This window comes from Allohahella sp. A8, from assembly GCF_047946665.1.
Taxonomy (GTDB): Bacteria; Pseudomonadota; Gammaproteobacteria; order Pseudomonadales; family Oleiphilaceae; genus Allohahella.
In genome coordinates this window covers 3,987,449-4,013,937 of sequence record NZ_CP172312.1, presented here as the reverse complement: position 1 = coordinate 4,013,937, position 26,489 = coordinate 3,987,449, and the positions used below count along the sequence as shown (strand labels likewise).

At 56.8% G+C, this 26,489-nt stretch carries 26 protein-coding genes; 10 read left to right on the top strand and 16 right to left on the bottom strand.

The features are described from left to right. Positions 1 to 21: 21 nt before the first annotated feature. The 4 genes from argB to coaBC are packed head-to-tail and all read right to left on the bottom strand — an operon-like array spanning position 22 to position 5,408. Entirely contained in the window at positions 22 to 921 is a 900-nt protein-coding gene (gene argB, locus ACH3PB_RS18000) for an acetylglutamate kinase (RefSeq protein WP_416396824.1), read from the bottom strand. A gap of 19 nt (positions 922 to 940) precedes the next feature. Then, positions 941 to 3,601 carry a phosphomannomutase/phosphoglucomutase gene (locus ACH3PB_RS17995; protein WP_416396823.1) on the bottom strand — a complete coding sequence of 887 codons (2,661 nt, stop codon included), beginning with the start codon at positions 3,599 to 3,601 and terminating at the stop codon, positions 941 to 943. Positions 3,602 to 3,604: 3 nt separating this feature from the next. Next, entirely contained in the window at positions 3,605 to 4,078 is a 474-nt protein-coding gene (gene dut / locus ACH3PB_RS17990; protein WP_416396822.1) for a dUTP diphosphatase, read from the bottom strand. A gap of 34 nt (positions 4,079 to 4,112) precedes the next feature. Beyond that, positions 4,113 to 5,408, bottom strand: a complete 1,296-nt coding sequence (gene coaBC / locus ACH3PB_RS17985; RefSeq protein WP_416396821.1) for a bifunctional phosphopantothenoylcysteine decarboxylase/phosphopantothenate--cysteine ligase CoaBC — start codon at positions 5,406 to 5,408, stop codon at positions 4,113 to 4,115. Between the two features lie 218 nt (positions 5,409 to 5,626). Here coaBC and radC point away from each other — a divergent pair, with 218 nt between their 5' ends. The 3 genes from radC (at position 5,627) to rpmG (ending at position 6,913) form a co-directional block, all read left to right on the top strand. Then, positions 5,627 to 6,301, top strand: a complete 675-nt coding sequence (gene radC, locus ACH3PB_RS17980; RefSeq protein ID WP_416396820.1) for a RadC family protein — start codon at positions 5,627 to 5,629, stop codon at positions 6,299 to 6,301. A gap of 193 nt (positions 6,302 to 6,494) precedes the next feature. Continuing rightward, a complete protein-coding gene (gene rpmB, locus ACH3PB_RS17975) occupies positions 6,495 to 6,731 on the top strand; it encodes a 50S ribosomal protein L28 (RefSeq protein ID WP_344806991.1) in 237 nt (78 codons plus the stop codon). 26 nt (positions 6,732 to 6,757) lie between these two features. Continuing rightward, positions 6,758 to 6,913, top strand: a complete 156-nt coding sequence (gene rpmG, locus ACH3PB_RS17970; protein WP_344806989.1) for a 50S ribosomal protein L33 — start codon at positions 6,758 to 6,760, stop codon at positions 6,911 to 6,913. 77 nt (positions 6,914 to 6,990) lie between these two features. Here the strand turns inward: rpmG and ACH3PB_RS17965 are convergent, their stop codons facing one another. The 3 genes from ACH3PB_RS17965 to rpmE form a co-directional block, all read right to left on the bottom strand. After that, positions 6,991 to 7,902, bottom strand: a complete 912-nt coding sequence (locus tag ACH3PB_RS17965; RefSeq protein ID WP_416396819.1) for an endonuclease/exonuclease/phosphatase family protein — start codon at positions 7,900 to 7,902, stop codon at positions 6,991 to 6,993. Between the two features lie 12 nt (positions 7,903 to 7,914). Further along, on the bottom strand, positions 7,915 to 8,580 hold the full coding sequence (locus ACH3PB_RS17960) for a thiol:disulfide interchange protein DsbA/DsbL (RefSeq protein WP_416396818.1): 666 nt from the start codon (positions 8,578 to 8,580) through the stop codon (positions 7,915 to 7,917). Positions 8,581 to 8,743: 163 nt separating this feature from the next. Next, entirely contained in the window at positions 8,744 to 8,980 is a 237-nt protein-coding gene (rpmE, locus tag ACH3PB_RS17955; protein WP_416396817.1) for a 50S ribosomal protein L31, read from the bottom strand. 132 nt (positions 8,981 to 9,112) lie between these two features. Between rpmE and ACH3PB_RS17950 the strand changes: the two genes are divergently transcribed. The 5 genes from ACH3PB_RS17950 (at position 9,113) to hslU (ending at position 15,840) form a co-directional block, all read left to right on the top strand. Next, positions 9,113 to 11,509, top strand: coding sequence for a primosomal protein N' (locus ACH3PB_RS17950; protein WP_416396816.1), 2,397 nt, complete (start codon positions 9,113 to 9,115; stop codon positions 11,507 to 11,509). A gap of 31 nt (positions 11,510 to 11,540) precedes the next feature. Then, a complete protein-coding gene (argS, locus tag ACH3PB_RS17945; RefSeq protein WP_416396815.1) occupies positions 11,541 to 13,340 on the top strand; it encodes an arginine--tRNA ligase in 1,800 nt (599 codons plus the stop codon). Between the two features lie 6 nt (positions 13,341 to 13,346). After that, positions 13,347 to 13,892 carry an SPOR domain-containing protein gene (locus ACH3PB_RS17940; protein ID WP_416396814.1) on the top strand — a complete coding sequence of 182 codons (546 nt, stop codon included), beginning with the start codon at positions 13,347 to 13,349 and terminating at the stop codon, positions 13,890 to 13,892. Then, entirely contained in the window at positions 13,889 to 14,443 is a 555-nt protein-coding gene (gene hslV / locus ACH3PB_RS17935; protein ID WP_416396813.1) for an ATP-dependent protease subunit HslV, read from the top strand. The genes ACH3PB_RS17940 and hslV overlap by 4 nt, the downstream gene beginning before the upstream one ends. 65 nt (positions 14,444 to 14,508) lie before the next feature. Next, a complete protein-coding gene (gene hslU, locus ACH3PB_RS17930; protein ID WP_416396812.1) occupies positions 14,509 to 15,840 on the top strand; it encodes an ATP-dependent protease ATPase subunit HslU in 1,332 nt (443 codons plus the stop codon). A gap of 133 nt (positions 15,841 to 15,973) precedes the next feature. Here hslU and ACH3PB_RS17925 read toward each other — a convergent pair whose 3' ends face one another. The 3 genes from ACH3PB_RS17925 to ACH3PB_RS17915 form a co-directional block, all read right to left on the bottom strand. After that, positions 15,974 to 17,221 (bottom strand): patatin-like phospholipase family protein, encoded by a 1,248-nt coding sequence (locus ACH3PB_RS17925; RefSeq protein ID WP_416396811.1) that lies wholly within the window; start codon positions 17,219 to 17,221, stop codon positions 15,974 to 15,976. A 240-nt stretch (positions 17,222 to 17,461) separates the two neighbouring features. Beyond that, positions 17,462 to 19,744 carry a phosphoenolpyruvate--protein phosphotransferase gene (gene ptsP / locus ACH3PB_RS17920; protein WP_416396810.1) on the bottom strand — a complete coding sequence of 761 codons (2,283 nt, stop codon included), beginning with the start codon at positions 19,742 to 19,744 and terminating at the stop codon, positions 17,462 to 17,464. Then, complete coding sequence (locus ACH3PB_RS17915) at positions 19,737 to 20,300, bottom strand: RNA pyrophosphohydrolase (protein WP_416396809.1); 564 nt, start codon at positions 20,298 to 20,300, stop codon at positions 19,737 to 19,739. Before ACH3PB_RS17915 ends, ptsP begins: the two co-directional genes overlap by 8 nt. Positions 20,301 to 20,436: 136 nt before the next feature. On the opposite strand from ACH3PB_RS17915, the gene ACH3PB_RS17910 reads away from it, so the two are divergent. Next, positions 20,437 to 21,108 (top strand): HAD family hydrolase, encoded by a 672-nt coding sequence (locus ACH3PB_RS17910; protein ID WP_416396808.1) that lies wholly within the window; start codon positions 20,437 to 20,439, stop codon positions 21,106 to 21,108. A 24-nt stretch (positions 21,109 to 21,132) separates the two neighbouring features. On the opposite strand, the gene ACH3PB_RS17905 is transcribed toward ACH3PB_RS17910, so the two are convergent. After that, positions 21,133 to 22,344, bottom strand: a complete 1,212-nt coding sequence (locus ACH3PB_RS17905; RefSeq protein ID WP_416399482.1) for a class I SAM-dependent rRNA methyltransferase — start codon at positions 22,342 to 22,344, stop codon at positions 21,133 to 21,135. A 77-nt stretch (positions 22,345 to 22,421) separates the two neighbouring features. Here ACH3PB_RS17905 and ACH3PB_RS17900 point away from each other — a divergent pair, with 77 nt between their 5' ends. Further along, entirely contained in the window at positions 22,422 to 23,282 is an 861-nt protein-coding gene (locus tag ACH3PB_RS17900) for an HDOD domain-containing protein (protein WP_416399481.1), read from the top strand. A 20-nt stretch (positions 23,283 to 23,302) separates the two neighbouring features. Here the strand turns inward: ACH3PB_RS17900 and gcvH are convergent, their stop codons facing one another. The 5 genes from gcvH to ACH3PB_RS17875 form a co-directional block, all read right to left on the bottom strand. Next, on the bottom strand, positions 23,303 to 23,695 hold the full coding sequence (gene gcvH, locus ACH3PB_RS17895; protein ID WP_416396807.1) for a glycine cleavage system protein GcvH: 393 nt from the start codon (positions 23,693 to 23,695) through the stop codon (positions 23,303 to 23,305). Positions 23,696 to 23,727: 32 nt separating this feature from the next. Next, positions 23,728 to 24,315: a YqiA/YcfP family alpha/beta fold hydrolase gene (locus ACH3PB_RS17890; RefSeq protein ID WP_416396806.1), complete on the bottom strand. Its 588-nt coding sequence runs from the start codon at positions 24,313 to 24,315 to the stop codon at positions 23,728 to 23,730. 7 nt (positions 24,316 to 24,322) lie between these two features. After that, entirely contained in the window at positions 24,323 to 25,192 is an 870-nt protein-coding gene (gene cpdA, locus ACH3PB_RS17885) for a 3',5'-cyclic-AMP phosphodiesterase (protein WP_416396805.1), read from the bottom strand. A 120-nt stretch (positions 25,193 to 25,312) separates the two neighbouring features. After that, a complete protein-coding gene (locus tag ACH3PB_RS17880; RefSeq protein ID WP_416396804.1) occupies positions 25,313 to 25,780 on the bottom strand; it encodes a DUF1249 domain-containing protein in 468 nt (155 codons plus the stop codon). A 33-nt stretch (positions 25,781 to 25,813) separates the two neighbouring features. Next, entirely contained in the window at positions 25,814 to 26,488 is a 675-nt protein-coding gene (locus tag ACH3PB_RS17875; protein ID WP_416396803.1) for an NUDIX domain-containing protein, read from the bottom strand. Position 26,489 lies beyond the last annotated feature (1 nt).

Here is a 26,489-nt window from a genome sequence, read left to right as displayed (position 1 = left end):
TGTCCTACCATAAAAAAAACGTCATCCCGAAATGAGCGTTCCTACGCCTTCGTCAGTCAATATCTCCAGCAGCGTGGCGTTTGGCACTCGACCATCAATGATATGGGCAGTGTTGACACCATGCTCCACAGCAGAGAGCGCGCATTCGATTTTTGGCAACATACCGCCGTGAATCGTGCCATCGGCAATCAGACCCTGCACCTCCGCCCGGCTCAGCCCTGTCAGCAGACGCCCGCTCTTGTCCAGCAGACCGGCAATATTAGTGAGCAGGATCAGTTTCTCCGCTTTCAGCACCTCGGCAATCTTGCCTGCGACAATGTCGGCATTGATGTTGTAGGACTCACCATTCTGCCCTACACCGATCGGCGCAATAACGGGTATATAATTGCTCTGCGTCAGCATCGATATGATGCCTGTATTGATGCCAACCACTTCACCGACATGCCCGATGTCGATGATCTCCGGCTTCTGCATGTCGGGGCTGGCACTGAGCACTTCAAGCTTACGCGCCTTGATGAATCCAGCATCTTTGCCCGTGAGGCCCACTGCACTGCCGCCCGCACTATTGATGAGGCTGACGATGCCCTTGTTTACCAGGCCGCCGAGCACCATTTCTACCACGTCCATCGTCTCGCTATCGGTCACGCGCATGCCGTTCACGAAGTGGGACTTGATCTGCAGTCGGTCCAGCAGACCGCCAATCTGGGGGCCGCCGCCGTGCACGACGATAGGATTGATGCCGACCAGTTTCAGCAGCACGATGTCCCTTGCGAAGCCTTGCTTGAGCGTCTCATCGGTCATGGCATTACCACCATACTTGACGACGATGGTCTTGCCGGCGAAGCGCTTGATGTATGGCAGCGCGCGGTGAAGAACGGTGGCGACTTCAGCGACGTTCTGTGGGGGTTGGTTCTCTTTCATTTGCAATGATGTCAACTCGCTAGAATGGCAGATCGAGCCCTGGCTCGGCTTTAAGTAACTGTGCCCGGAATATGCTTTGTATACGTTGCATGGCGTCTGCATTTTCAGCTTCGAAGCGCAGCGTAAGCGCTGGCACCGTATTGGACGCCCGGACAAGGCCCCAGCCATCGGCATATTCGACACGCAAGCCATCGATGGTGTTGACTGAGCCGCCGCTCCAGGCGGCCTTGCTGGCCAAGGTCGTCATCAGATCGAACTTGGCTGAGTCTGCAACATCCACGAACAGCTCCGGTGTGCTGATATCCTCGGGAAAGTCTTCGAAAATCATGTCGGCGCTGCGCTCATCGATGCCGAGTATCTCCAGCAATCGAACTGCGGCATAAAGGCCGTCGTCAAAGCCGAACCAGCGCTCCTTGAAGAAGATGTGACCGCTCATTTCGCCAGCCAGCAGTGCACCGGTCTCACGCATCTTCGCCTTGATCATCGAATGGCCAGATTTCCACATGACCGGACGACCACCAAACCTGGATACCAGTGCGTTCAGACGGCGGCTGCATTTGACATCAAATATGACATCGGCACCAGGGTTACGTGAAACCACGTCCTTTGCAAACAGCATCAGCAGGCGATCAGGCCAGATGATCTTGCCGCTCCCGGTTACCACGCCGATTCTGTCGCCGTCCCCATCGAATGCGATACCGATGTCAGCATTGCTCTCCACCACCCGCGCCTGCAGATCCGCAAGATTCGCCGGATTGCTTGGATCCGGGTGATGATTTGGAAAGTTGCCGTCGACGTCACAGTAGAGTTTCACCACCTCACAGCCGAGATCCTCGATGAGCCGAGGTGCAATGGCGCCAGAGACACCATTGCCCGCGTCGATCACCACCTTGAGCGGAGCTGCGACAGCAATATCGTTCAGTATTTCGTCCATATAGTCGCGAACGACATCAGCACTCTGTCTGCGACCTTTGCCCTGAGTGAAGTTCTGGGTGACCGTACGCTGATACAGCTTCTCGATTTCCTCACCAGCCAGCGTGTCGCCAGACAGCATCATCTTCAGGCCATTGTGGCTGGCCGGATTGTGACTACCGGTAATCATGGCGCCACTGCCAGTCTGAAGCCGCTGCGTCGCGTAATACAGCAGTGGTGTCGGCACCTGGCCAATCTCGATGACATCCATGCCTACAGCCAGCAGACCATCGATAACAGCGTCTGCCAGACTCTTGCTCGAGTTGCGGCCATCATAGCCGACACACATCGTGTTCACGCCGCGGCTCTTGCCTTCACTACCAAGCGCCCGACCTATTTCCGTCATGATTTCCGATGTCAGCGTCTCGCCGACCACGCCTCGAATATCGTAGGCGCGGAAGATAACCTTGGAGATCTGCACAGTGTCGATCTCTTCAACCAGCATACCGTCGGGCGTATCCAGGCCGAGTAGATCCTCATCGCTGCTAAGCAGGTCGAAGGCTGAAAGTTCACGATCATCGAACAGCGCCTCTTCGTTACCCTGCGGGGCCTCGGCTGCAACTGTTCCGCCTTCACCAGCTGAGGCTTTGCCAACAGGCGCCGTCAAACCCGGTTTATCTACAGCTGCTGCAGCCTTGGTTGGCTTTCGCTCCTGAACGCCGGTATCCACTTCGTTACGCGTCTGCAACAAGGCGAGGAAGGCATCAAAATAGGGTGTGCCAACGGCAGGCTGGCGAGCCGACTCACCCCGCAATCTGGCTTGGGTATAGACGGCAGTCTTACGAACATCGGCATTCAGCTGCCCAGAAAGCTGCTTTAGCACAGCCCAGACGATCAGAAGCAGCAGCAGGGCTGGCAGGAGCACCAACACCCAGAATTTTGGATCAGCGAGCACCTGGGTGTCGAGATCATGGACCTCGGGCGTGAAGCGAACCAGCCATGGTTGATTTCCCACTTTGCGAGTCAGCGGTGCTCCAGCGGCCGCTGGATCCTGAAGGGAGCCGGCGGCATGCACGATCTGCTGTGCCGCGCCAACTTCCTGCAGCAGTTCCAGGCGCCCATCGAGAGGCTGCATGACATCTGTGAGCATTTCTATAGGCAGGATGACGAGCAGCGTTCCCCAGGGCGGAGACTGCGGATCCTGTCCAGGCATTCGCACCGGACTGGCCAACTGCAGCATCCACTTTTCACTGGCGAGGAAGGCTTCGGCACGTGCACTTGCACCGCCTTCGATCTGCCTGACCAGCTCAATGCTGGCGAAACTCAACGGCACCTCATCATTGCTGTCGCGTCTTGCCTGCCCGCTGGGGAAAGCAACAACCCGACGAGCCAGCGGCATATTGCTTTCTACAATGCCTGCCAGCTGCACGGCAAGACGACGATCGGCTACGATCTCGTTACTGGAGGCCGTCTGCTCAGGCGTCAGGCTGACCGCCCCCGAGTTTGCCAGCTGCTCCGCAAGCCCACCAAGGAACAGGAGGCGACTTTCGGTTGCCAGTACAGCTGCGTTGACCGCACTCTCCGCCTGCGCCTGCTCCGACTTCTGCAGCATCGGCTTGAATACGAAAAAATGTATCGCCAGCGCGGTAAGTATCAGCCCAAGAAAGATCGCAATACTGATCAGCATTGTCTGCTTGCCGAGCGAAGCTGAAGCAGTCTTTGGCATACTCGTCTTGGTGTCCTGAGTCTGCTTCTGTGATTTCCCCATGGTTTACGCCCTGCCTGTTGAGCCGAAGCCACCGGTTCCCCGGCTGGCCTCAGAGTTGCCATTGGAAAAGGCATCGGTGATTTCGAAATCAACCTGGACCACCGGCACGACGATCATCTGGGCTATTCTACTGCCGGGCTCGATTTCGAAGCTCGTGGTGCCTCTGTTCCAGCAGGAGATCATCAGTTCGCCCTGGTAGTCTGAGTCGATCAAACCTGTCAGATTGCCCAGCACGATGCCATGCTTGTGGCCCAGGCCGGAGCGGGGCAGGATCATGGCGGCCAGCCCCGGATCGGCGATATGGACAGCCAGCCCGGTAGGAATCAGGATCGTCTCCCCCGGCTCGATACTGACCGCTTCGCTCAGACAGGCTCGCAGGTCGAGCCCCGCAGAACCGTCAGTCGCGTAGGCAGGCATGGGAATGGCACTCCCGATCTTGTCATCAAGTATTCTGACCTGAAGCTTGCGTCTGCTCATAGGCTTGTCTTACCTGTTGTTCTGCTCATTCGAATCATTTACCTCTGCCGGACGTGCCGTCTTCATTCTTGAGCCGCCACCGGTCAACGATCTGCAGCAGCAGGTTCTGTCCGAGCTGTCTCTTCGATTGCCTTTCCAGGCGCTGCGTCTGCTGGTGATCGATCAGCAGCACCTCATTGAAATCACTATTGAAGCCGATATCCGTCCGTGACACGTCGTTGGCGACGATGAGATCGATACCCTTGCGTGTCAGCTTACTGCGGGCGTGCTCTGCCAACTGCTCCGTCTCTGCCGCAAATCCTACGAGATAGGCCGCATTGCCCGAGTCGGCTACTGACTTCAGTACGTCGGGATTCTCAACCAGCTCCAGCTGTGAGAGTTGCACGGCGGCAGCCTGCTTCTTGAGCTTCTGGCCCGCCGGCCTGGCTGGTCGATAATCTGCTACCGCTGCCGCAGCGATGAAAATCTCACAGCCATCAGCTGTGGCCATCAGCGCCGCCTGCAACATCTGTTCGGCTGAAGTCACTGACCGGAGATGCACACCGTCTGGCGCGGGAATGCCTACAGGTCCCGATATGAGAGTCACATCTGCGCCAGCGGCGACAGCAGCGGCGGCAAGCGCATAACCCATTCTTCCGCTGCTTTCATTGCTGACGAAACGGACCGGATCGATATACTCTCGCGTCGGTCCCGCTGTGATCACAACCCGGTGGCCACTGAGCAGGCCATCCGATATCGGCCCCGGCCCCGAGTGTAGTCGCGTGCTGTCTGCCGGGGACAGGGTTGCTGAAATCAGGGTCATGATGTCTTCAGGCTCAAGCATGCGTCCCGGTCCTGTCTCGCCACAGGCCTGGGCACCCTCAGCAGTATCGAGCATAGTATAGAAGGGCACTGCGGCAAGGACGGTTCGATTTCGCTGTGTCAGCGGATGCGACCACATCGCCTGATTCATGGCCGGAACCCAGAACACCTGCTTCCGGGTGGCCAGCAGCACGGTGGTCAGTAGATCATCAGCCATGCCCGCCGCCGCTCTGGCCATGACATCGGCACTTGCCGGGGCAATGATGACAAGATCGGGCCAGCGGGCAAGCTCGATATGCCCCATACCCTGCTCGGCCTGCTCATCGAGCAGATCGCTTCTGACTGCGCGCCCGGTGAGCGCCTGAAACGTCAGTGGCTGGATAAACGCGTGCGCGCCTGCCGTCATGAGCACCTGGACATCTGCCCCGGCCTTCACAAGCAGCCGCGCCAACAGCGCGCTCTTGTAAGCAGCTATACCGCCGGTCACGGCAAGAAGGACCCGCTTGGATTGCCATGCCTCTGGCGCCATTGACTGTTCTCTTTGGGCTTGGATAGAAGCCGGGGTTAAATCGCTCTTTCCCATGGATTTACGCCCGAAAAGTACTTCTTATACTGGCCTAAAATCCGGATTTTGGAAAGCAACCTGACAATTAGGCGACGGTCGCAGGTCGAATTTTGTACAACCACACCTTTCCCTCTGCTAAAATTCGCCCGCTTTTCTCCGATCGACACTACAAGGATGTAATGATGTCTATCCTGCAATGGCCGCCCAGTGAGCGGCCGCGCGAAAAACTGGCTGCTCGTGGCGCTGGCGCGCTGTCCGACGCCGAACTGCTCGCCCTCTTCATCGGCAGTGGCACCCGTTCGCTCAGCGCACTGGATCTTGGTCTCAACCTGCTTACGCATTTTGGCGGTCTTCGCCAGTTGTTCGATGCCACGCCCGAGCAGCTACGTCAGGTCAATGGCATCGGGCTTGCCAAGAGTGCGCAGCTCAATGCCATTCTCGAACTCAGCCGGCGTTATCTCAAATCCGAGCGACCGCGCGGCGAATCGCTCACCAGCAGCGCCGCCAGCAAGCTGCTGTTCAAGTCTGAGTTGCGGCATCAGCCCAACGAGGTTTTCGCGGTCCTCTTCCTCAACAATCAACACGAAATGATCCGCTTTGAACACCTGTTCAACGGCACCATCAATAGCGCCCAGGTTCATTTGCGAGAAGTGGTACGGCGATGCCTGCAGTACAATGCGGCCGCACTCATCGTCGGCCACAATCATCCCAGTGGCATTTCCGAGCCGAGCCAGTCGGACATTGCCATCACCCGCGATCTGCAGAAGGCGCTCCAGCTGATTGATGTTCGTCTTCTCGATCACCTGGTGGTGGGCGACCCCGTCGTCAGCTCATTTTCAGAGCTCGGCCTGCTGTGAAGGCAGCACGATTCAAGATCGGCATTGAACAGATGCCTTGCTTAGTTGAGCTAGGTTTGATATAAAGTCGCGCTCAAATTTTACCAGGGTTATGGCTTGCCTGTTCGCTGTCCGGCGCTGATTTTTCAGTCCCCGTTTTGGCGAATATCGTGCCTTGTCAGCAAGCCCTGACAACCCAGCTGGAGTAATAGCGATGTCTAGAGTGTGTCAGGTTACAGGCAAGAGACCCGTAACCGGAAACAATGTGTCGCACGCGAACAACAGAACCCGTCGTCGGTTTCTGCCTAACCTGCAAACACACAGGTTCTGGCTCGAAAGCGAGAAGCGTTTCGTGAAGTTGCGTGTCACTACCAAAGGAATGCGGATCATCGATAAGAAAGGTATCGATACGGTCCTGTCCGAGCTGCGTGCACGCGGCGAAAAAGTCTAATATAGACGCCTTAGAGGAATAGCAGAATGCGCGAAAAAATCAGACTCGTTTCGTCCGCAGGCACTGGTCACTTCTACACCACGACCAAGAACAAGCGAAACATGCCAGAAAAGATGGAGATCAAGAAGTTCGATCCCACCATCCGCAAGCACGTGAACTACAAGGAAGCGAAGATCAAGTAGAACCTACTTGTTCGGAGCTTACGAAAAAGCCGGCAGTTGCCGGCTTTTTTGCGTTCTGCACTATCACTCCTGCCCAACTACTTCCTGCTGATCACCACTTCGACCGGCAGATGGTCCGATATGGCCAGATTGACAACGCCAGCCCGCTCCACCGTCAGAGACTTGCTCACAGCAACATGATCAAGACTGCGCGAAGGCCGCCAGGACGGGAAGCTAGGCGCCAGCTCGGGCAAGGCATGCAGATCCAGCTTGGAAAGCTTCGACTGGGCGATCAGGGTTGTGAGGCTGTTGTTCATATCGCCCATGATGACGATGTGGTTATACTCAGCGATGATGGAGTAGAGATAGTCAAGTTGTCTGACCTGCGCCGGCAGGCTCAGCGCCAGATGCAGGTTAACTACAACCAGCGGATCGCGGGTAGAGCCGAAAAAGCCGAGCATACACCCACGTCCCGGCAGGAAGCCGGGCAGACGGTGCGGCTCCACGTGCAGGGGCTCATATCGACTTACCAGACCGTTGCTATGCTGGGCCACCGCACCCAGATTGCGATTCAACTGCTGATACCAATAGGCGTGGCCGCTGTGCTCGGCCAGGTAAGCCACCTGATTGGTTCGATCACTCCGAATACTGCCACCATCTACCTCCTGTAGCGCGATGATGTCGTATTCCCGCAGCAGCTGAGCCACACTATCGAGCGCAGGCGCACGCCGTCGACTCGGCAGCAGGTGCTGCCAGCTTCGCGTTACGTAGTGCCGGTATGATTGTGTGGTGATGCCTACCTGGATATTGAAGCTCAGCAACCTAAGCGACCGGAAGTTCTCTGCAAGGAGCCGCTTCGAATCTCCGCTGGGCGACTCGGACGACAGCGACTGCGAGCGTCCAGGCACGAAACTGCAGGCATGCAGAAAATCTGCACGCCCTGAGAACGGCTGGTTGAGCCGCCCTCTCAGACGAGACAGGGCCGCCTTGGACTCCGATTTCTCACTCATTGGAACAGAGCACTAACCGCCGGTCTTGGCGGCAGCTTTTCGCTCTTTGGCAATGAGGAAGTCTGCAATCTCCAACATGCCCTCGAAACCACCAGGCACAGTAGACGCGATGCGATACTTGCCGTTCACAATCAAAGCTGGCACACCGGTGGCCCGGTAGCTCATACCGCGCTTTTCAGCCTGAGCTGTCTGCGACTTGACACTGAAGGAGTAGAAGGCTTTCAGGAACTGCTCGCGATCGCCACCGTTACTCGCCACGAAATCAGCAATCGCTTCCGGAGAGTTCAGCTGACGTCGCTCTTTCACCAACGCATCGAAGAACGGCTGATGCATCTTGTCGGCTATCTTCAGCGCCTTGAAGGTGTAATACGCCTGCGCGTGCAGCTTCCAGGTATCGTTGAACGCGGCCGGGGAATGCCAGAAATCGACATGCTCGGGCAACTCTTTCGCCCACTTCTGAAGGAGGGGATCAAAATTGTAGCAATGCGGGCAGCCGTACCAGAACAGCTCTACGACTTCGATTTTCTCAGGATTTCTAGTGGGCACAGCAACTGGCAGAACGTCGTAGTGGGTACCGGGCTTGAAGGCTTTAGCAGGCTTTTCTTCTTCAGCACAGGCCAGAACAGAGAGGCTCATGCCGATAAAAAGCAGCATGGTTTTGAATGGCGTTAGCGACATAGCATTAAGACCTTAATGGAAAGTAATAGTACTCTAAGACTTCCATAGTAGCGGCGATTCGTAAAGAAGATGAAGCAAATACGAATTACAAAAAGGCCAGAAAATAAAAACCCCTGCCCGGTCAGACCGTCAGGGGTTTTTTTACATTTCTGGTTTCGTCAGCTTAACTGGCACTATCCGCTGGCTTGCCGCTGCTGATTCGGCCACCGAAACGCTTGTTGAACTTGTCTATTCTGCCGCCGGTGTCGAGAACCTTCTGCTTGCCGGTGTAAAACGGATGGCAAGCTGAGCAGACGTCCAGGAGCAAGTCTTTGCCAACCGTGGACTTGGTTTTGATAACATTGCCGCAACTGCAGGTCGCAGTAATTTCTTCGTACTTCGGATGAATATTTGGCTTCATGGAGATACACCTTGTGAAAGTGGTTTGCCGCTACCCCATCAGTGGACCACGTCTGCAGCATACTGCAGCGCGTTGCCGGGATTGTGAGGCACCGCAATTTCCCAAATGCGTAATGCTATCGCATCAGAAAAAATGAGGGCGGATGATACCAGAAGCCAGGAGATAAGCAAGCCTGTTCAATCTGTAGCCAGCCATTCAGTTCAGAGCCTGATCGTTGAAGTCTGGGTCCCCTTGCCTTTCAGGACGCCACTCAGTTATCTGTACGTAGCAGCGGATGGGCCTGCTGATGGGCTTGCCGACGCTCGGCCGCAGCGTGGTGCCAGAGTGGTGGTCAGCGTGAACAATCGTAGGCTGGTTGGCATTGTCGACAGTATTGTTCCGGTGACAGCGCAGCTCGACTGCTCGAAGCTAAGGCCAGTAGAAATGGTGCTCGATACCATTCCTCTGCTCGCCGAGCAGACCCTCGATCTCATGCTATGGACAGCCCGCTATTATTGCTCGGCTGCGGGAGAACTACTGCAACTGGCCTTGCCGCCCGCGCTCAGAACCAGCTCCCGGCTGCAGCAGAGTCGTGAGTGGCTCAGTGTGCGCTACTGGCAGCTGCGTGAATCCCTCCCATCCAGCGGCGCCACCAACCTGGCACAGGGTCGGAAACAGCGAGAGCTGCTCGGACATCTGCAGGCAGCACCTGCTCGTCGGTCGGCGCAAAAAAACTTGCGTGAGCTCGGCTTCGGCAAGGCACAGTTCACCGCCCTGGAATCAGCCGGGGTCATCGAGGCCGTGACTATCGATGAACTGGCTCTCCAGCCGGTAGCACTTTCGGCAGATCCTCCAGATGCGAGCGACGTAAACTCTGCAGGACACGCACTCAATGCCGAGCAGCAAACCGCCGTCGATGAGATAGTTGGTAGCGACGGCAAATTTGCCGCCTTTCTGCTGGACGGTCTTACCGGTAGCGGCAAGACCGAGGTGTATCTGGCAGCGCTGGACCGGCTCATTGCGGCGGGTCGCCAGGCGCTCATCCTGGTGCCGGAAATATCCCTGACACCGCAGCTGACCGCCCGTTTCGAACAGCGCTTCCCGGGACTGGTCTGCGTGTATCACAGCGGAATCACCGACAAGCAGCGCCTGTTAGCCTGGAACGACATTCGACTGAAGAAGAAACCCATCGTCGTCGGCACCCGATCCGCCATCTTCCTCAGCTTTACCCAGCTTGCGCTGGTTGTTGTCGACGAAGAGCACGACAGCTCCTTCAAGCAGCAGGACAACTGCCGCTTCAACGCCCGTGATCTTGCGGTCGTTCGCGCCAGCAATCAGGGCTGCCCTGTGGTGCTTGGTTCCGCCACACCCTCGCTCGAGTCTCTACAAAACGCCGAAAGTGGTCGTTATCGCCTGCTGCGCCTGCGGCACCGGACTGCAGCCTTTGCACGCCCGCAGATCGAGCTCGTCAACATTCGCAGCCGCAAACTGACAGGCGGCCTCTCCGACCCGGCCTCGAGAGCCATTTTGCAGGCGCTGCAGGCCAGACACCAGGTGCTGGTCTTTCTGAACAGACGCGGCTATGCGCCAGCGCTCTTCTGTCAGAGCTGCGGCTGGATCGCCGGGTGCAGCCGATGTGATAGTCGTCTCACGCTGCACCGACATGACGCCAGCCTGCGCTGCCACCATTGTGATTTGCGATTGAGACTCCCGACTGTTTGCCCCGAGTGCACGAGCACTTCGCTGGTGCCGCTGGGTAGCGGCACAGAGCACGCAGAGGAGGCGCTTCAGGCACTGGTGGGCGACGACGTGCCTGTCGTCAGGGTCGATCGGGATACCATCGGCAGCACCACGGCTTTGCACGACAAGCTCGAGCTGGTCAAAGCCGGAGAGCCCTGCGTATTACTGGGCACGCAGATGCTGGCAAAAGGCCACGACTTTCCTGATCTGACGCTCGCAGTCATCATGGATGCCGATGGCGCCCTGTTCAGCGGCGACCTCCGCGCGTCCGAACGGGCAATGCAGCTGCTGACCCAGGTCTGTGGACGAGTCGGCCGCGGTGAACATGCTGGACGGGTTCTGGTGCAGACCCGCCTGCCCTCGCACCCGCTCATCACACAGCTACTGGCACAGGACTATCGGCAGTTCGCGCTCAACGAGCTGGATCTACGCCGACAGCTGTCGATGCCGCCATTTTCTTCGATGGCGGTCATTCGGGCCGAGGCCGCATCAGAAGTGCATCTCCAGCAGGGCATGGCTTTGCTGGCCTCGCAACTGAAGACGGTTATAACCCAGGAGAACCTGGGCGATGGCATCACAGTGCATGGGCCCTTCCCCGCCGTTCTGGCGCGGAAGAAAAACCGTCATCACGGTCTGCTCTGGTTGATTGCGTCAAAGCGCGCTACCCTACGCAGCTTGATCACCGGATTGATGAATCAGCCCGCGTCCCCAGATCGCCCCCGTTCCCGGGCGCTGCAACTGCCGGGACGAACCGGCCGCAACCAGCCATTTAGCTGGTCGCTCGACATCGACCCCTACGAAACACTTTGAAAGACGCCCCAGCAGCGGGCAGGACTCCTACATGAAGCAAGTGCTCGAAAGCCTGATCCGACAGGCACTTTCCGATCTCGTCAAATCCGGCGAGCTGGCGCCCCAAGAGGCATTCGCTGAAGGCTTCCAGCCCTCGTCACTGAAGATCAACCTTGATGTGCCCAAGGACAAGCAGCACGGCGACTTTGCCAGCAACATCGCGATGGTATCGTCGAAGGTATTTGGAAAGGCGCCCAGGGAAATTGCCAGTTTGCTGACTGGCGCACTCGCTGGGTCGAAAATTGTTGAAAAAACCGAAATTGCCGGACCTGGATTCATTAATTTCTACATCCGTGCAGAAAGCCGCCTGGCAGCCATACCCACCATCCTGGCCGCTGGAGAACGCTACGGCCACAGCCGCGCCGGCAAGGGCAAGAAGATCCAGGTCGAGTTCGTATCCGCCAACCCGACAGGACCCCTGCACGTGGGCCACGGCCGTGGTGCAGCCTACGGTGCATCTCTTTCAGCGCTGCTTGCGGCTACCGGCCATGAAGTCGTGAGGGAATATTACGTCAACGATGCTGGCCGACAGATGAGCATACTGGCAGCGTCATTGTGGTTGCGCTACCTGGCCATACTGGGTGAATCCTTTGCCTTCCCGGTCAATGGCTACAAGGGTGACTATCTGCTTGAAATAGCGCAGCAGTTTGCCGATGAGCATGGTGAGCGTTTCCACCGGCCGGCGGCGAAGGTCTTTGCCGGCATCGCACCTGATGAGCCCCAGGGCGGCGACAAGGAGCAGCATATCGATGCGATTATTGCACGGTGTCGGGAGCTGCTCGGTGAAGAGCACTATGAAATCCTGTTCAATACTTCGTTAGACGCCATTCTCGCCGACATCGCGGACGATCTCGGCGAATTCGGTGTGCAGTACGACCGCTGGTTTTCGGAAGCTTCGGTCGCATCTGAAATTCCTGGCGCATTGGCGCTCCTGCGCAGCAAAGGTCACATCTATGAGCAGGACGGCGCGCTCTGGTTCCGCTCAACGAGCTTTGGCGATGACAAGGACCGTGTCGTCCAGCGCGATAACGGTGAGTACACCTATTTCGCGTCCGACATCGCTTACCACAAGAACAAGTTCGACCGCGGCTTCGACACCGTTATCAATGTCTGGGGTGCCGATCATCACGGCTACATAACGCGAGTGAAAGCGGCGCTCACAGCGCTCGGTCTCGATGCCGACCGTCTAGTTGTCAAGCTGGTTCAATTCGCGATTCTGTATCGCGGTGAAGAGCGCGTTCAGATGTCTACCAGAAGTGGTTCATTCGTGACCTTGCGTGAGCTGAGAGAAGAAGTTGGTAACGACGCGGCCCGCTTCGTGTATGTTGCGAGAAAGACCGAGCAGCATATGGATTTCGACCTCGAGCTCGCCAAGTCCGAGACCAAGGATAATCCGGTGTACTACGTGCAGTATGCGCACGCCCGGATTTCCCAGCTTTGGCAGAAAGTACCAGCTGGCGTGGCCGAGCGCCTGAAGCAGACCGACTGGACTGCAAAGGATAGTGCGGCCCTGCTCGAACCCCTGTCGGAGGACGCAGAGCTGGCGCTGGTAGCGAAGCTGGCAGCCTTTCCGGAAGTCATCGATGTAGCCGCACAGAATTTCGAGCCGCATACCCTGGCGCATTACCTACGCGAGCTGGCATCGGAGTTTCACGGCTATTACAACAGCACCAGGGTCATCGTCGACGAGGAGCCGCTGGTGCTGGCTCGACTGGCGCTTGCAGAGTCGGTGGCTCAGGTCATTCGCAATGGACTCGCCATCCTTGGCGTCAACGCACCGGAGTCGATGTAGCGCCTCATGGCACGTCCTGCAAAGAAAAGCGCGAGCAAGCAGAAGCAGCCCGCAGTCACGCCAGTCAGTAAATGGATATGGATGCTGTATGCCGCGCTCGCGGCTGGCTTCGTCTGGTTTCTGGTCACGCTCAACGCCGTCCCGGTTGAAGATGCCGTAAAATCGCTCAAGCAGGGACAAAGCCGGGAGCAGGACGCACCGGAAGACCGAAAGCGCTCATACGACTTCTACAAAATGCTGCCCGAAGCAAAGGTGGTTCCACAGCATGTACCTGAGTATGTGCCGAAAACGCCCGACCCTTCGGTGGTGTACATTCTGCAGACTGGCTCCTTCCGATCACACGCAGACGCGGAAAAGCAGAAAGCGACCATTGCATTCCAGGGTATGCAGGCCCATATAGAACAGACCAACACGGCTGACAACGGAATCTGGTACCGCGTAATCGTAGGGCCGTTCCAGTCACGCTCGAAAATGAATCGTGCGATCGATTCGCTGGTCAGGGTTCGTATCCAGCCACTCGTTCGCAAAAAGAAGATCGAGACCACACAATGACTACCATCGTTTCCGTCCGTCGTGGCAACCAGGTTGCCATGGGGGGCGACGGGCAGGTATCGCTCGGCAATACCATCATGAAAGGCAATGCACGCAAGGTGCGCCGTCTGTACAACGACCGCGTGATCGCTGGCTTCGCGGGCGGTACTGCAGATGCCTTTACACTCTTCGAGCGCTTCGAGGCCCAGCTGGAGAAGCATTCAGGTCAGCTGGTTCGGGCAGCCGTTGAACTGGCTAAGGACTGGCGCACGGATCGTGCGCTGCGACGGCTGGAGGCCATCCTGGCTGTTGCTGACGAAAACGCTTCGCTCATCATCACCGGTAATGGCGACGTAATTGAACCAGAAGCCAGTCTGATTGCCACCGGTTCTGGCGGGCCTTTCGCCCAGGCGGCCGCCAAGGCGCTGCTGGAAAATACGGAGCTGAGCGCAGAAGAAATCGTGCGCAAGAGCCTGCATATCGCCGGGGACATCTGCGTGTTCACCAATCAGGAGCAGACTGTCGAGATCATAAATTTCGGCGACTCCGACAACACTGTGAACAAGCGCTGATTGCGCAGGCAGATCCTGTAGCAGACTCAGAACAGACCAAGCGAACATAGGGAACGGAACACCACATGGCTTCATTGAAACCCAGAGAGATTGTCCAGGAACTGGACAAGCACATCATCGGACAGGCCGCCGCGAAGCGTGCCGTAGCCGTTGCCCTGCGCAACCGCTGGCGCCGAATGCAGATGAACAGTGAGCTGCGTGAGGAAATCACGCCGAAGAATATTCTCATGATTGGACCAACCGGCGTGGGCAAGACAGAAATTGCGCGGCGTCTGGCCAAGCTCGCAGACGCCCCCTTCATCAAGATCGAAGCTACCAAATTCACCGAGGTTGGCTACGTAGGGCGTGATGTCGAGTCGATCATTCGTGATCTCGCCGATATGGCGATCAAGATGCTGCGCGAGAAAGAGATGGCGAAGGTGGAGCACCGTGCGCTCGATGCCGCTGAAGACCGCGTGCTCGACGTCCTGCTGCCAGCAGCCCGCACCACCAGTGCTGATGACGAAGCCGGCGGTGAGACGACTGCTCGACAGGTCTTTCGCAAGAAGCTGCGTGAAGGCAAGCTCGACGACAAGGAAATCGATATTGAAGTTCGCGCCACACCAGTCGGCGTTGAAATCATGGCGCCGCCTGGCATGGAAGACATGACCAGTCAGCTGCAGAATATGTTCTCGTCCATGTCTGGCGATCGCAAGAAGACCAAGCGCATGAAGATTGCCGAGGCCATGAAGAAGCTGAAGGAAGAGGAAGCAGCTCGCCTGGTCAACGACGACGACATCAAGCAGCGTGCGCTGAAGCTGGTCGAACAGAATGGCATCGTGTTCCTCGACGAGATCGACAAGGTCGCCAAGCGCGCTGGCTCAGGCGCCTCGGCCGATGTCAGCCGTGAAGGTGTTCAACGCGACCTGTTGCCGCTTATCGAAGGCTGCACCGTCAGCACTAAGTTTGGCATGATCAAGACCGATCACATCCTGTTCATCGCATCAGGGGCCTTCCACCTGACAAAGCCTTCGGATCTGATTCCGGAGCTTCAGGGTCGACTGCCGATACGCGTGGAGCTGCAGCCGCTGACGCCGGATGACTTCAAGCGGATTCTGACAGAGCCGGATGCATCGCTGACGAATCAATACGAAGCGCTGTTGGCAGTTGAGGGTGTGGAGCTGAGCTTTACTGATGACGCGATACTACGCATTGCGGAAATCGCGTTCCACGTGAACGAGCGGACCGAAAACATTGGTGCGCGCCGTTTGCATACGGTGCTTGAGAGACTGTTGGAAGAGGTTTCCTACGGTGCTGGCGATAGCGTAAATGACAAGTTCGAAGTCACTGCGGAGTATGTCGACAAGACCCTGTCGGAGCTGTCCAAGAATGAGGACTTGAGCCGCTACATTTTGTAGTGGCTAGGGTGAAGATGAGCCTGCAACCGGAAACTACCGGTTCGTAATTGAACCCTAGTTTCCGGGCACTTGGCCAACCACTCCGTTGCAGCGGCAGCTCACCACGGGTATCGGCGAGCTGTCGGCCGATGTGCTACAGCAAACGCTCTGCGACGTTACCCAAGCTAGATCCCAACCTGTTCAAGTACCCCTGCTTCACCCTAGACCGCTTGCGCCGCTCCCGCGCTACATACATGGGCAGCATTTCGCCATAGAGCGAGGTGCTGATCGTGCGCTGCTCATCCATCAGGGTATCCAGGTTGAGATGCGCGCCGAACTTCGCGAGAATCGGGCTCAGTTCATCTTTCCTGGCCAGCAGGTCCTGACGTGTCATCTGATAGGCATGCTCGCACACGATGCGTCGTGAATCGAAGCTGAACACGCTGGAGAAGAACAGCTTGGCATCATTGCGTGACGGCTCGAACAGCATGATATTCGCATTGGGATAGTCCTGCTCATGCACCCGCATACCCGACGCCATCCGGGTGTGCACCATCACGCGATAGGACTGAGCAAGAATGTTGGGCAAGCCTCGATTGAGCAGCATATCCGGCTCCATCGTGCCCGACTGCACCGCCGCGTTGACATCGACGGGCACCACAGGATTAATCGCCAGCACAAGCTCTGCACCGGCATCCAGCGCAATTGAAGCGTGCATGCCTTTGCGGATAGTGCCATCTACGTAGTGCCGGCCGTCGATTTCCACTGGCATATAGAGACCGGGCGCTGCAACGCTGGCCTGGACCGCCTTCGAGATAGGGATGTGAGCATAGCCTTTCGATCCGAAACAGACCGACTCGCCACGCTCGATATCGGCAGCGACGAGGTAGAGCGGCCGCTTCAACTTGCGGAAATCATTGGTTCGGCCCAGCAGGCTGTATGAAGCCTGGAGATAGTCGTTCAGACCTTCATTATCGAACAGGCCAGTAGGCAGGGCTTCGGCAAGGATGGTGAGCGCTTCAAGAAAGGACTGATCCTTGGGGTTCTCAAGAAACCGGGAGCAGGCTTTGGTGAACAGCCCGGGAACCGACATCAGCCGCTTGAGATACTCGCGCGTCGCCGGTCGGAAAAATATCTGTGGCTGAAACGGATGCACATCGGCTTCATGCTTGACGAAAATTCGGCACATTTGCGCCGTCGTCATCTGGTTGGCAAGGTTCGCTGCCACGAACGCGCCTGAGCTGGTGCCGACGTAGGTGAACAAATCGTTGAAATCGACGCCCTCGATAGCCTCGTCGAGGGCACGAAGGGCGCCTATCTGATAAATTCCGCCCAGCGGGCCGCCTCCGCCCAGAACCAGAGCAATCTTTTTCCTGGCGCTGTCTTTATTTTGTCCACTCATCCTTCACTCCCTACTGCGCTTCTGTGCCGGACCACTACAGACAGCCGATTCTTCATCCCGTGAACCTTTGTTAATCATTGATACGTTCATGGATAAAGTATAGGTGCAGATTTCGCGCTCTGCCTGAAGCCTTCTACAGAATTCAATCATTTAGCCTTAGTACTTTCATACTAATTTGAGCTTTACGCGGTCGGGAGTGTAAAAATCGTGGACGAAAAGGCCTGTTGATTGGCGAAATTTTCAATGGGATTCAGTACGGGGTGGCCTGGAAAGGTGGTCGAAGCCGATCTCACGTAATGCGAGATCGATAGAAGCCTTGATGACCTGGGGCGAATCCATGGCAAGCAGGCGGGCCAGCAGCGCCTGTGCCCACTCCAGACTGACCGCCCGCAGCACAGACTTGATGCGAAGCAGACTGTTGGCGTTCATCGACAACATGTCGTACCCCATCGCCATCAGCAGGATAGCTCCGCCAGGGTCTCCCGCGAGTTCACCGCAGATACTGACCTTCTTGTCGACAGCGTGGGCGTCCTCGACGATGCGCTTGAGCGCATGCAATACCGCCGGATGAAAGGTATGGTAGAGCGAAGCGACGCGTGGATTGTTACGATCTACCGCCAGTAGATACTGAGTCAGATCGTTGCTGCCGACAGAAATAAAGTCTACCCGCTCGGCAATTTCGCGGACCTGGAAAATTGCCGCAGGCACTTCGATCATCACGCCGAGCGGCGGCAATGCGATGTCGAAGCCTTCTTCCCGAACCTCGTGATACACGCGATACACAAGGTGCATCGCCTCTTCGATTTCGGAAATATTGGAAATCATCGGCAGCATGATTCTCAGATTATTCAGTCCGGCGCTGGCCTTGAGCATGGCTCTGACCTGAACCAGAAAGATCTCTGGATGATCCAGCGTGACGCGAATACCCCGCCAGCCAAGGAAGGGGTTCTCTTCATTGATAGGAAAGTAGGACAGTGACTTGTCGCCGCCAACATCGAGCGTGCGCATGGTTACTGGACCGGGCGAGAACGCCTCGAGCTGTTCGCGATAGGTATCGCGCTGCTCGAGTTCGCTGGGAAAGCGATCGTTGATCATGAATGGCACTTCGGTGCGATAGAGCCCCACCCCTTCAGCCCCCTGATTCAGCGAACGCATCACATCGGTCATCAGACCGGTATTGACCCACAATGGCATCTGATGGCCGTCGACGGTCACACAGGGCTTGTCGCGAATCTGCTCGAGCCCCTTCGACAGGTTGCGCTCTTCTTCCGCGATATTCAGGTAGTAGCTGCGCAACTCGGCCGAAATGTGGCTGTAGAGCTCTCCACTGAAGCCGTCGACGACAACTTCGACGCCCTCGATCCGGTTGATTGGCGTATCGACAGCGCCCATAACGCAGGGCAGTCCCATGGCTCGTGCCAGTATGGCGACGTGCGAATTGCCCGACCCACGGGCCGATACCAGGCCTACAAGCTTGTTCCGTGGCACTTCACCCAGCATCGACGGCGTCAGCTCTTCACTGACCAACACCACCTTGTCGGGATACTTGCGCTCCACCTTTTCCGCGTCCATCTGCAGGCAGGCCAGCAGACGCGTGCCGAGATCCTTGATGTCGACCGCGCGCTCACTGAGATAGGCGTCCTTGATGGCTTCGAAGTGACGCACATACTCGTCGATGACCCGCCGCAAAGCACCCTGCGCCCAGTGCCCTCCGCGAATCATGGTCACCACTTCCCCCGGCAGCGCATTCGAATCGAGCATCCCGAGATAGACGTCGAACAGGGCGCGCTCTTCTGGTCGCAGCTGGTCGCTAAGTCGGCTGTCCACTTTGCGAATGTCTTCACGAACAGTCTCAACCGCGGCAGCGAAGGCAGCCAGCTCCAGCTCAATATCTTCGCAGAGCTTGTCGGGCACAGCGTCCAGATCGGCAGGCGGATAGATGACGGCGCAGTGACCGATCCCCACGCCACCGGAGCCAGCGACACCCTTGATACAAACGTCTCTGGCACGCTCTCCTGAAAAATGGATGCCCGAGAGGATGCCTGTGGCCTCACCATGGGCGATGGTAGCTGCCAGTTGGGCCGAAACGGTTACCAAAAAGGATTCTTCACTCTCGTCAAAGAGCCGCGCTTCCTTCTGCTGCACGACCAGTACGCCCAGATTACGGCGTCGGTGGATAATCGGCACGCCCAGGAAGGCGTTATAGGGATCTTCGCCAATCTCTGGAAAATAACGGAAGCGAGGGTGAGCTGGTGCATTCTGCAGATTAATCGGTTCTTCGCGCACACCCACCAGACCTACCAGGCCCTCAGAGTGACCAAGCGTGACCTTGCCCACTGCACTGGCGTTAAGGCCTTCGGTAGCCATCAGCGTATACCGGTTCTGCACCGGGTCGAGCAGGTAAACAGAACACACTTCGGTGCTCATTGCCTCACGCACACGCCTCACGATGATCTCAAGTGCGGCGCCCAATTCCGGGGCTTTGGAAACCTCCTGTACGATACTCTTCAGCAGGTTAAGCACGACGGTCGGCTGCTCGCTTGACCGCAAGGGTCTCGGTGAGGCGGAGTTCTGCAATCAGCGTAGGCTTCGCACTAGCCTGTAGCGTCCGGTTATGATGCGGCAGCAGCTGGCGAAGTGCGCTACGATAGACCTCCCGTTTGAACATGACGACCTGGCTGAGCGGATACCAATAATTAACCCAGCTCCAGCCGTCGAACTCTGGCTTGGGCGAGCCTGACATTTCAATGGCAGATTCGTCATCAGTGAGGCGGAGCAGGAACCATTTCTGCTTCTGCCCTACGCATACCGGGTGAGAGTTATAACGAATGAGTTTTTTAGGCAGCTTGTAGCGAAGCCAGCCGTCAGTCACACCGAGCACAGTGACACCTGATGGGGAAAGACCGACTTCCTCCTGCAGTTCGCGAAATAGCGCCTGCTCGGCAGTTTCATGAGGTTTGATACCACCCTGTGGAAACTGCCAGGAATTCTGGCCGATGCGTCGTGCCCAGAAGACCCGGCCAGCGTCATTTGTCAGTATGATACCGACATTGGCTCTAAATCCATCTGCGTCAATCACCGGTGCAGAACCTATATGAGTGTGTGAACCATGTGTAGTCTGTTCATACGATGCCAGACAATACGATCTTTGACCAGAGTCCTGGTCTTTTAGAAGTAAAACAGGCTTTTATAAAGAGCCTTAACAGAGGATAGACATGAAATTAGCGCTTTTCGATCTGGACAACACATTGCTGGACGGCGACAGCGATTATCTGTGGGGCGAATACATGTGCGACAACGGCATCGTTGAGCGTGAGGGCTATGCCAAGGGCAATGAGCAATTCCACGAGGACTATCGTGAAGGCCGCCTCGATATTCGTGCGTATCTCCGCTTTGCACTGGAGCCGCTGAGCCGTCATAAGGTGGAAGACCTGCACCGGCACCGCGCTGCCTTCATCGACACCGAAATCCGCCGCCGCATCAGCAATGCCAGTCTGGCTCTGGTGGAAGAGCACCGTCAGGCGGGTGATCAGCTCATCATGATCACCGCCACAAATGATTTCGTTACGAGGCCGATAGCCGACCTTTTTGGCATCGATGTGCTGTTGGCATCGGATGCAGAAATGAAAGACGGGTGCTACACAGGCCAGGCGACGGGCACGCCCTGCTTCCAGGAGGGCAAGTTGAAAAAACTTGAGGCCTGGCTGCGGTCGAAAGGTGTCGAAGACATCGAAGAGCTGTTAAAGACGGCAAGCTTCTACTCCGACTCCCGTAACGACCTGCCATTGCTGGAGCGGGTTGGTCGGCCGGTCTGTGTTAACCCTGATCCTGTACTGCTGGCGGCTGCACAGTCGAAGGCCTGGCCCGTCATCACCCTGGCCTGCTGAGCCAGCGAAGCCGTCAGCTGTCCGCTAGTAGGACTGCAGGACCTGAAAACCGAAGCAGTCAAGATAGTGGGTTTCGGGTACGGCCGGCAGGACCGGATGGTCCGGCCCCTGGGTGCCTGAGTAAAGCTGGCGCAGCAATCGATCGTTCTTCCGCGCAGCCTGGTTGCAAAGCAGTTGCAGTCGCTCCGCGGGCAAATGCATTGAGCAGGAGGCGGACACCAGCACGCCGCCCTCGGCGCTGCTGGCATCCACCAGGCGTAGCGCCAGCTCGTTGATCTTCTGATAGGCCCGCTCACCTGGCGGCACGTCCTTGCGACGTGGAATGAGCGCCGGCGGATCGACAATGACCATGTCGAATTTTTCATTCGCATCGAGCAACTGATGCAGTACAGCTCGGGCATCGCCCTGCAGAAAGTTGACAGCAGCGTCAGCTCCGCCCACAGATGCAGCATTCTCCCTCGCCATTGCCATGGCGGACTCGGAGGCATCAACGAAGGTTACGCTACTGGCGCCTGCATCAAGCATCTGCACGCCCCAACCACCAACGTAGCTGTAGAGGTCGAGCACTCGCTTGCCCTTCGCCAGTTTTCTCGCCCAGTTGCGGTTCTCACGGTGATCATAAAACCAGCCGGTCTTCTGACCGCCCAGTGGGTCACAATACATGGATGTGCCATTCTCGATGACCTGAAGACGCTCTATCGATGGCCCTGACAACTCCACATCACTACTGAGCCCTTCGACTTCCCGCATCTTGCCGTCATTCTTGATGATGACACGCTTGGCGCCCAGTGAGTTATGCAGGCAATCAACGATAACGGCCTTGAACTGATCCATACCGGCGGTTGATATCTGCACGATGAAGCTGTCATCGAAACGGTCGATGACCAGCCCTGGCAAGGCATCGCTGTCGCCGTAGACCATGCGGTAATAGGGCTTCTCGTAGAGACGATCGCGCAAAGAACGGGCCAGCAGCAGTCGTTTCTTGAGTAGCTTCTCCGACAGGAAATTTCCCTCACGCCTGGAGATCACGCGCCCTGCGATCAGGGTATGTGGGTTGATCATCGCCGTGCACACGAACTTGTCCTGGGCATTCAGCACGACCGCCTGTTCACCGCTCTCTATAAGTTTCAGCGGCGTCTTGGCTACATCGATTTCGTTGCTGTAGATCCAGCAGTGACCGTTACGTATCCGACGGTCAGCTTTCGGCAACAATTTTAATACAGGGACATCTTTCATCACGGGCTACACTATTGGCTTGGAAGGAGCAGTCGTTCCGGTTGCTCCTGTGAAAATGACACATGCGTATCGGGCATATGACCATAGAGATGAGTCCAGAGCAGATCGGAAAGGTTCTGCAGGGCATCAAGATTCCTCCTCAACCACAGATCCTTGTCGATATCCAGATGGAGCAGATCATGCCCAATCCTGATATCACGCAAATTGCTCGGCTCATTCGTCGGGACGTCGGACTTGCCGGAACGATTTTGAAGGTGGTCAACTCACCGTTTTATGGCATAAAGAGCCATATTACGTCAATTGAGCAGGCAGTAGCGCTGCTTGGACTGACTTCGGTGGTGAACATCGTTAACGGCATCTCCATCAAGGGCTCAATGTCGGACGCCCAGATCACGGAGCTGACCAAATTCTGGGACACAACCAGCGACGTCGCCTCCATTGCCGCGTCTATCGCCCGCAAGGTCGGCTACCACTCGCCTGACGAGGCCTATCTGCTTGGCCTGTTTCATAACTGTGGCATACCATTGATGATGCTGCGCTACCCAAATTACAAGGATCTGCAGATCCGGTCTTATGCCGACCCGGACAAGCGCATCACCGAATGGGAAAACGAGCAGATCCAGACCAACCACGCTGTGGTGGGCTACTACACCGCCCGTGCCTGGAACCTCCCGCCGGAGCTCTGCCAGATCATTGCCGAGCATCACCGGGTGGATACAGAGTACTTCACGGAAGACTCAGGTCCGCATCAGCGCAAGGCACTGACGGCCATACTCAAGACCGCCGAGCATCTTGCGGGCAACTACCAGAAACTGGGCAACCAGTCTGAAGACCACGAATGGGACAGGATACATGAGGCCGTCCTTGAGCTGCTCGGCCTGAGCAGTTACGACCTGGATGAAATGATCGACAGCCTGGGCGACAGCGGTCTGCTCTGAAGCTTTCCGCTGCCTGCACCCTATTCCGCTTCGATTGCTGCCTCGTAGCCCTCGCTATCGAGCAGCGAATCGAGGTCGGAAGGGTCCTGCAGCTGCATCTTGAAAAACCATCCACTGCCATAAGGGTCTTCATTGACCAGCTCAGGGCTCTCGAGCAACTCTTCGTTGATGGCCGTGACCATCCCGCTGATCGGCGCATAGATATCGGAAGCAGCTTTCACTGACTCAACCACACCAGCTTCCTGGCCCGCAATCAGATCAGCGCCAAGTTCGGGTAGTTCGATGTAAGTAATGTCACCGAGCGCCTTTTGCGCGTGATCGGTTATGCCGACGATGATGGTGACACCATCGTCGTCCAGTTGTGCCCATTCGTGGGTCGCCGCGTAGCGCAGGTCGGAAGGCAGGTCAGACACTGTACAATCTCCTCTTGAAATGGCGCGGGATTCTAGCACGTACCCGAGCTTAGAAAAGCCCTGATTGCGGGAAAGGTACGTTCGAAGGCATCAAAGCGGTGACTCCCACCGGATTGTATCCAGGCAGGACTCTCCCGCAGATCAACAACAGTCTGCGCCGAGTCGAGCGTTTCGTCGTTCATCTGGATCAACAGGAAGAGCCGGCGTGGGCGTGGATCGTTCTGCACGACCATGTCGCGGAGTAGCCTCAAGTCTGCAGTCTGAAGGTCGTAGGTTTCACCGGTATAAGGGTTCGTCTGCTCGCCGAGATAGTTCTCGAATAACAGGTCCGGCCTTAGCGCAGGGTTGATCAGCACAGCTGGCAAGCCGGTTCTTGCGCTTATCAGGCGGGCATAGAAGCCACCGAGAGAGCTGCCGATCAGGCCGGTGACAGGTTGGGAGGTGTCAGCGGCATCTGCAACGAGCGCTTCGATGATTTCTACAACAGTCAGAGGATTGAAGGGTAAGGTTGGCGCGCCGAATTTCACATCACTGTGATTAGCCGCGAGCCAATGCGCCAGAGACTGGGCCTTGGCAGATTTTGCACTGCTGAGAAAGCCATGCAGATACAGCCAGTGCATGAGGCGCTCAGTAGCCCTTGCTATTCATGTCGACGATAAACTCGATGTGGTCTGCACGCTCGACACGGGTCTCAATACGACCATCGGCAAAGAGATCGAACCAGCGATAGCCAGGCGCCTGCTCGCCGACTGCAAAGCTGCCAGACTCAGGTTTGAACTGCACACAGGTCGATGGCGAGGCCAGCATCCTGACATTGTTGCGCAGCTCGTCGATTTCCTGGTGAATGTGGCCCCAGACGATGGCACGAATACGATCGCAGCGATCTGTTACTTCGAAAAAGTCGTCAGCATTTCTGAGCCCAATCTTGTCGAGCCAGCGACTTCTGATGCTGATGGGGTGATGGTGGAGGCAAACAGCGATATTTGGCTGAACCGCGTTATCGAGCTCTGACTGCAGCAGCTGCAGCTCTTCAGCCGCCAGACGGCCATGCACCTTGCCTGGAACAGCGGTATTGAGGAAGATGAACTTCCAGTCGCCGAGCACGAAGGTCTTGCTTTGCAACTCCGGAAAAGGCGCGACTTCAGCCATCATATCAGCATCGTCGTGATTACCCGGAATCCACACGACCGGGCAGCCGAAGCGGGCAATCTGCTGACAGAAATCCGCGTAGGCTTCGCGACTTCGGTCCTGGGTGATGTCACCTGTAGCAATGATGAGATCAGGCTTTGACACCTCCTCATCAACCAGTGCCAGCACGGCATCCAGGCTGTCATGGGTTTTCAGGCCAAGCAGCGTGCCCTCGTGAGTTTCACACAGGTGTGGGTCGCTGATCTGCACGATACGCAGAGGCTTCGCCGTCACAGTGGACGAATGACTATCGCTGATGGTCTGGTCCGGCTGGGTGTTGCCCTCGTCCGGACGCGTCTCGAGCGTCATGGCAGATTATGGTTTCCGTGAATGGGCGCATGGGTAATGCATATCATTGCCGTTTGATTATAGTCAAGGTCCCGCGCAAACAGGAACACCGCCGGTCCCAGGCTGTGGCCTGGTCGACAGTCAGCTACACCAGACATTCGCTTGATCATCGAGCGAGTTCTTGCGATGCCCGTAACGCAGGCAGATCGAGAGCCACTCAGCGAGAAACTTGTTCAGCTGTGACTTTTCATCCGGCAAGTGCATGTTGTCATTAGGATAGTCGTTGAAGCCATCAATGCGTAGGTGCCCCTGCGCGGAAATGACCTCGGCCATAGAGGCATCGTGATAGATTCGAACGAGCATGTGCGGGTCGTTCAGCCAGCGCCCGGCCGCATGCGTCTGTTCGAGCAGTATCGTGTCGGTATAACGGCTGCGCTCGGTGAGGCTGAGCTTGATGACGCCGAGGTAGTGTCCCTCGGCGAATAGCTCGTAATGAAGCGTATCCACCGAATCCAGTTCGGCAGGCCGCAGCTTGCTGAGACGAAGATAATTCGCCTCACAGGTTGCGCCTAGCTCAGCGATGTCAGGTGTATAGCGTTTCTTCAACACGTCCTCTCGGGTTTTGCCTGTGAGAATAAGTGTTCATGATCCCTTGAACTGGCTCAAATTCAGCGAGAGCCATTGCAACGCAATGATTGTGGCCGCGTTTCTGATGCGTCCTTTTGCGAGCAGGTCCATCGCCTCTTCCCGAGGCAGGACCCGTGTGCGAATGTTCTCTGCTTCGCTACCCATACCGAAAACTCCGGCCACCGGCATATCTTCCAGTAGTCCGCAGTAAAGGTTAACGAACTCGTTACTGCCACCCGGACTCGGCAAATACTGGTGAATTGGCACCATTCGCCCGATTTTCAGTCCAGCCTCTTCGAAGGCTTCACGTCGCGCCGACGCTGCAGGGTCTTCGCCCTTTTCGCAGATACCGGCGACAATTTCAAGTAGCCAGGGCGATCCAACATACTGCGCCGCCGCGCCTGACTGCAGACAAGCACCGATGCGAAACTCTTCATTCAGCACAACCGAGTCACTCTCGACATGATATGGCAGCAGCACAGCGACCTGGTCGCGCACGAAGCACTCCCGCCGAATGACTTCGCTCCACGCGCCCCCGGCCGGAGCCGGTGAACCATCCTTCGTGGCGCCGGCTTCATCCGTCAACAACCTGTGCCTCAGACGCAGGCTGCGGATCCTGAAAAAGCCATCGTAGCTCAACTCGTTGTCGAGAATCTGTACGTCTTCGTAACCGAAGGATTCAGCTTTCACG

Excerpts from the sequence above, each read along its gene's own strand:
- ACH3PB_RS17900 (WP_416399481.1), top strand. The coding sequence starts at position 22,422 with ATGACCATAGAGATGAGTCCAGAGCAGATCGGAAAGGTTCTGCAGGGC.
- ACH3PB_RS17910 (WP_416396808.1), top strand. The coding sequence starts at position 20,437 with ATGAAATTAGCGCTTTTCGATCTGGACAACACATTGCTGGACGGCGAC.
- ACH3PB_RS17940 (WP_416396814.1), top strand. The coding sequence starts at position 13,347 with ATGGCACGTCCTGCAAAGAAAAGCGCGAGCAAGCAGAAGCAGCCCGCA.
- coaBC (WP_416396821.1), bottom strand. The coding sequence starts at position 5,408 with ATGGCGCCAGAGGCATGGCAATCCAAGCGGGTCCTTCTTGCCGTGACC.
- rpmG (WP_344806989.1), top strand. The coding sequence starts at position 6,758 with ATGCGCGAAAAAATCAGACTCGTTTCGTCCGCAGGCACTGGTCACTTC.
- hslV (WP_416396813.1), top strand. The coding sequence starts at position 13,889 with ATGACTACCATCGTTTCCGTCCGTCGTGGCAACCAGGTTGCCATGGGG.
- ACH3PB_RS17995 (WP_416396823.1), bottom strand. The coding sequence starts at position 3,601 with ATGGGGAAATCACAGAAGCAGACTCAGGACACCAAGACGAGTATGCCA.
- argB (WP_416396824.1), bottom strand. The coding sequence starts at position 921 with ATGAAAGAGAACCAACCCCCACAGAACGTCGCTGAAGTCGCCACCGTT.
- ACH3PB_RS17950 (WP_416396816.1), top strand. The coding sequence starts at position 9,113 with ATGAGGGCGGATGATACCAGAAGCCAGGAGATAAGCAAGCCTGTTCAA.
- argS (WP_416396815.1), top strand. The coding sequence starts at position 11,541 with ATGAAGCAAGTGCTCGAAAGCCTGATCCGACAGGCACTTTCCGATCTC.
- dut (WP_416396822.1), bottom strand. The coding sequence starts at position 4,078 with ATGAGCAGACGCAAGCTTCAGGTCAGAATACTTGATGACAAGATCGGG.
- ACH3PB_RS17925 (WP_416396811.1), bottom strand. The coding sequence starts at position 17,221 with ATGAGTGGACAAAATAAAGACAGCGCCAGGAAAAAGATTGCTCTGGTT.
- ACH3PB_RS17960 (WP_416396818.1), bottom strand. The coding sequence starts at position 8,580 with ATGTCGCTAACGCCATTCAAAACCATGCTGCTTTTTATCGGCATGAGC.
- ACH3PB_RS17965 (WP_416396819.1), bottom strand. The coding sequence starts at position 7,902 with ATGAGTGAGAAATCGGAGTCCAAGGCGGCCCTGTCTCGTCTGAGAGGG.
- ACH3PB_RS17905 (WP_416399482.1), bottom strand. The coding sequence starts at position 22,344 with ATGAAAGATGTCCCTGTATTAAAATTGTTGCCGAAAGCTGACCGTCGG.
- cpdA (WP_416396805.1), bottom strand. The coding sequence starts at position 25,192 with ATGACGCTCGAGACGCGTCCGGACGAGGGCAACACCCAGCCGGACCAG.
- hslU (WP_416396812.1), top strand. The coding sequence starts at position 14,509 with ATGGCTTCATTGAAACCCAGAGAGATTGTCCAGGAACTGGACAAGCAC.
- rpmB (WP_344806991.1), top strand. The coding sequence starts at position 6,495 with ATGTCTAGAGTGTGTCAGGTTACAGGCAAGAGACCCGTAACCGGAAAC.
- rpmE (WP_416396817.1), bottom strand. The coding sequence starts at position 8,980 with ATGAAGCCAAATATTCATCCGAAGTACGAAGAAATTACTGCGACCTGC.
- radC (WP_416396820.1), top strand. The coding sequence starts at position 5,627 with ATGTCTATCCTGCAATGGCCGCCCAGTGAGCGGCCGCGCGAAAAACTG.
- ACH3PB_RS17890 (WP_416396806.1), bottom strand. The coding sequence starts at position 24,315 with ATGCACTGGCTGTATCTGCATGGCTTTCTCAGCAGTGCAAAATCTGCC.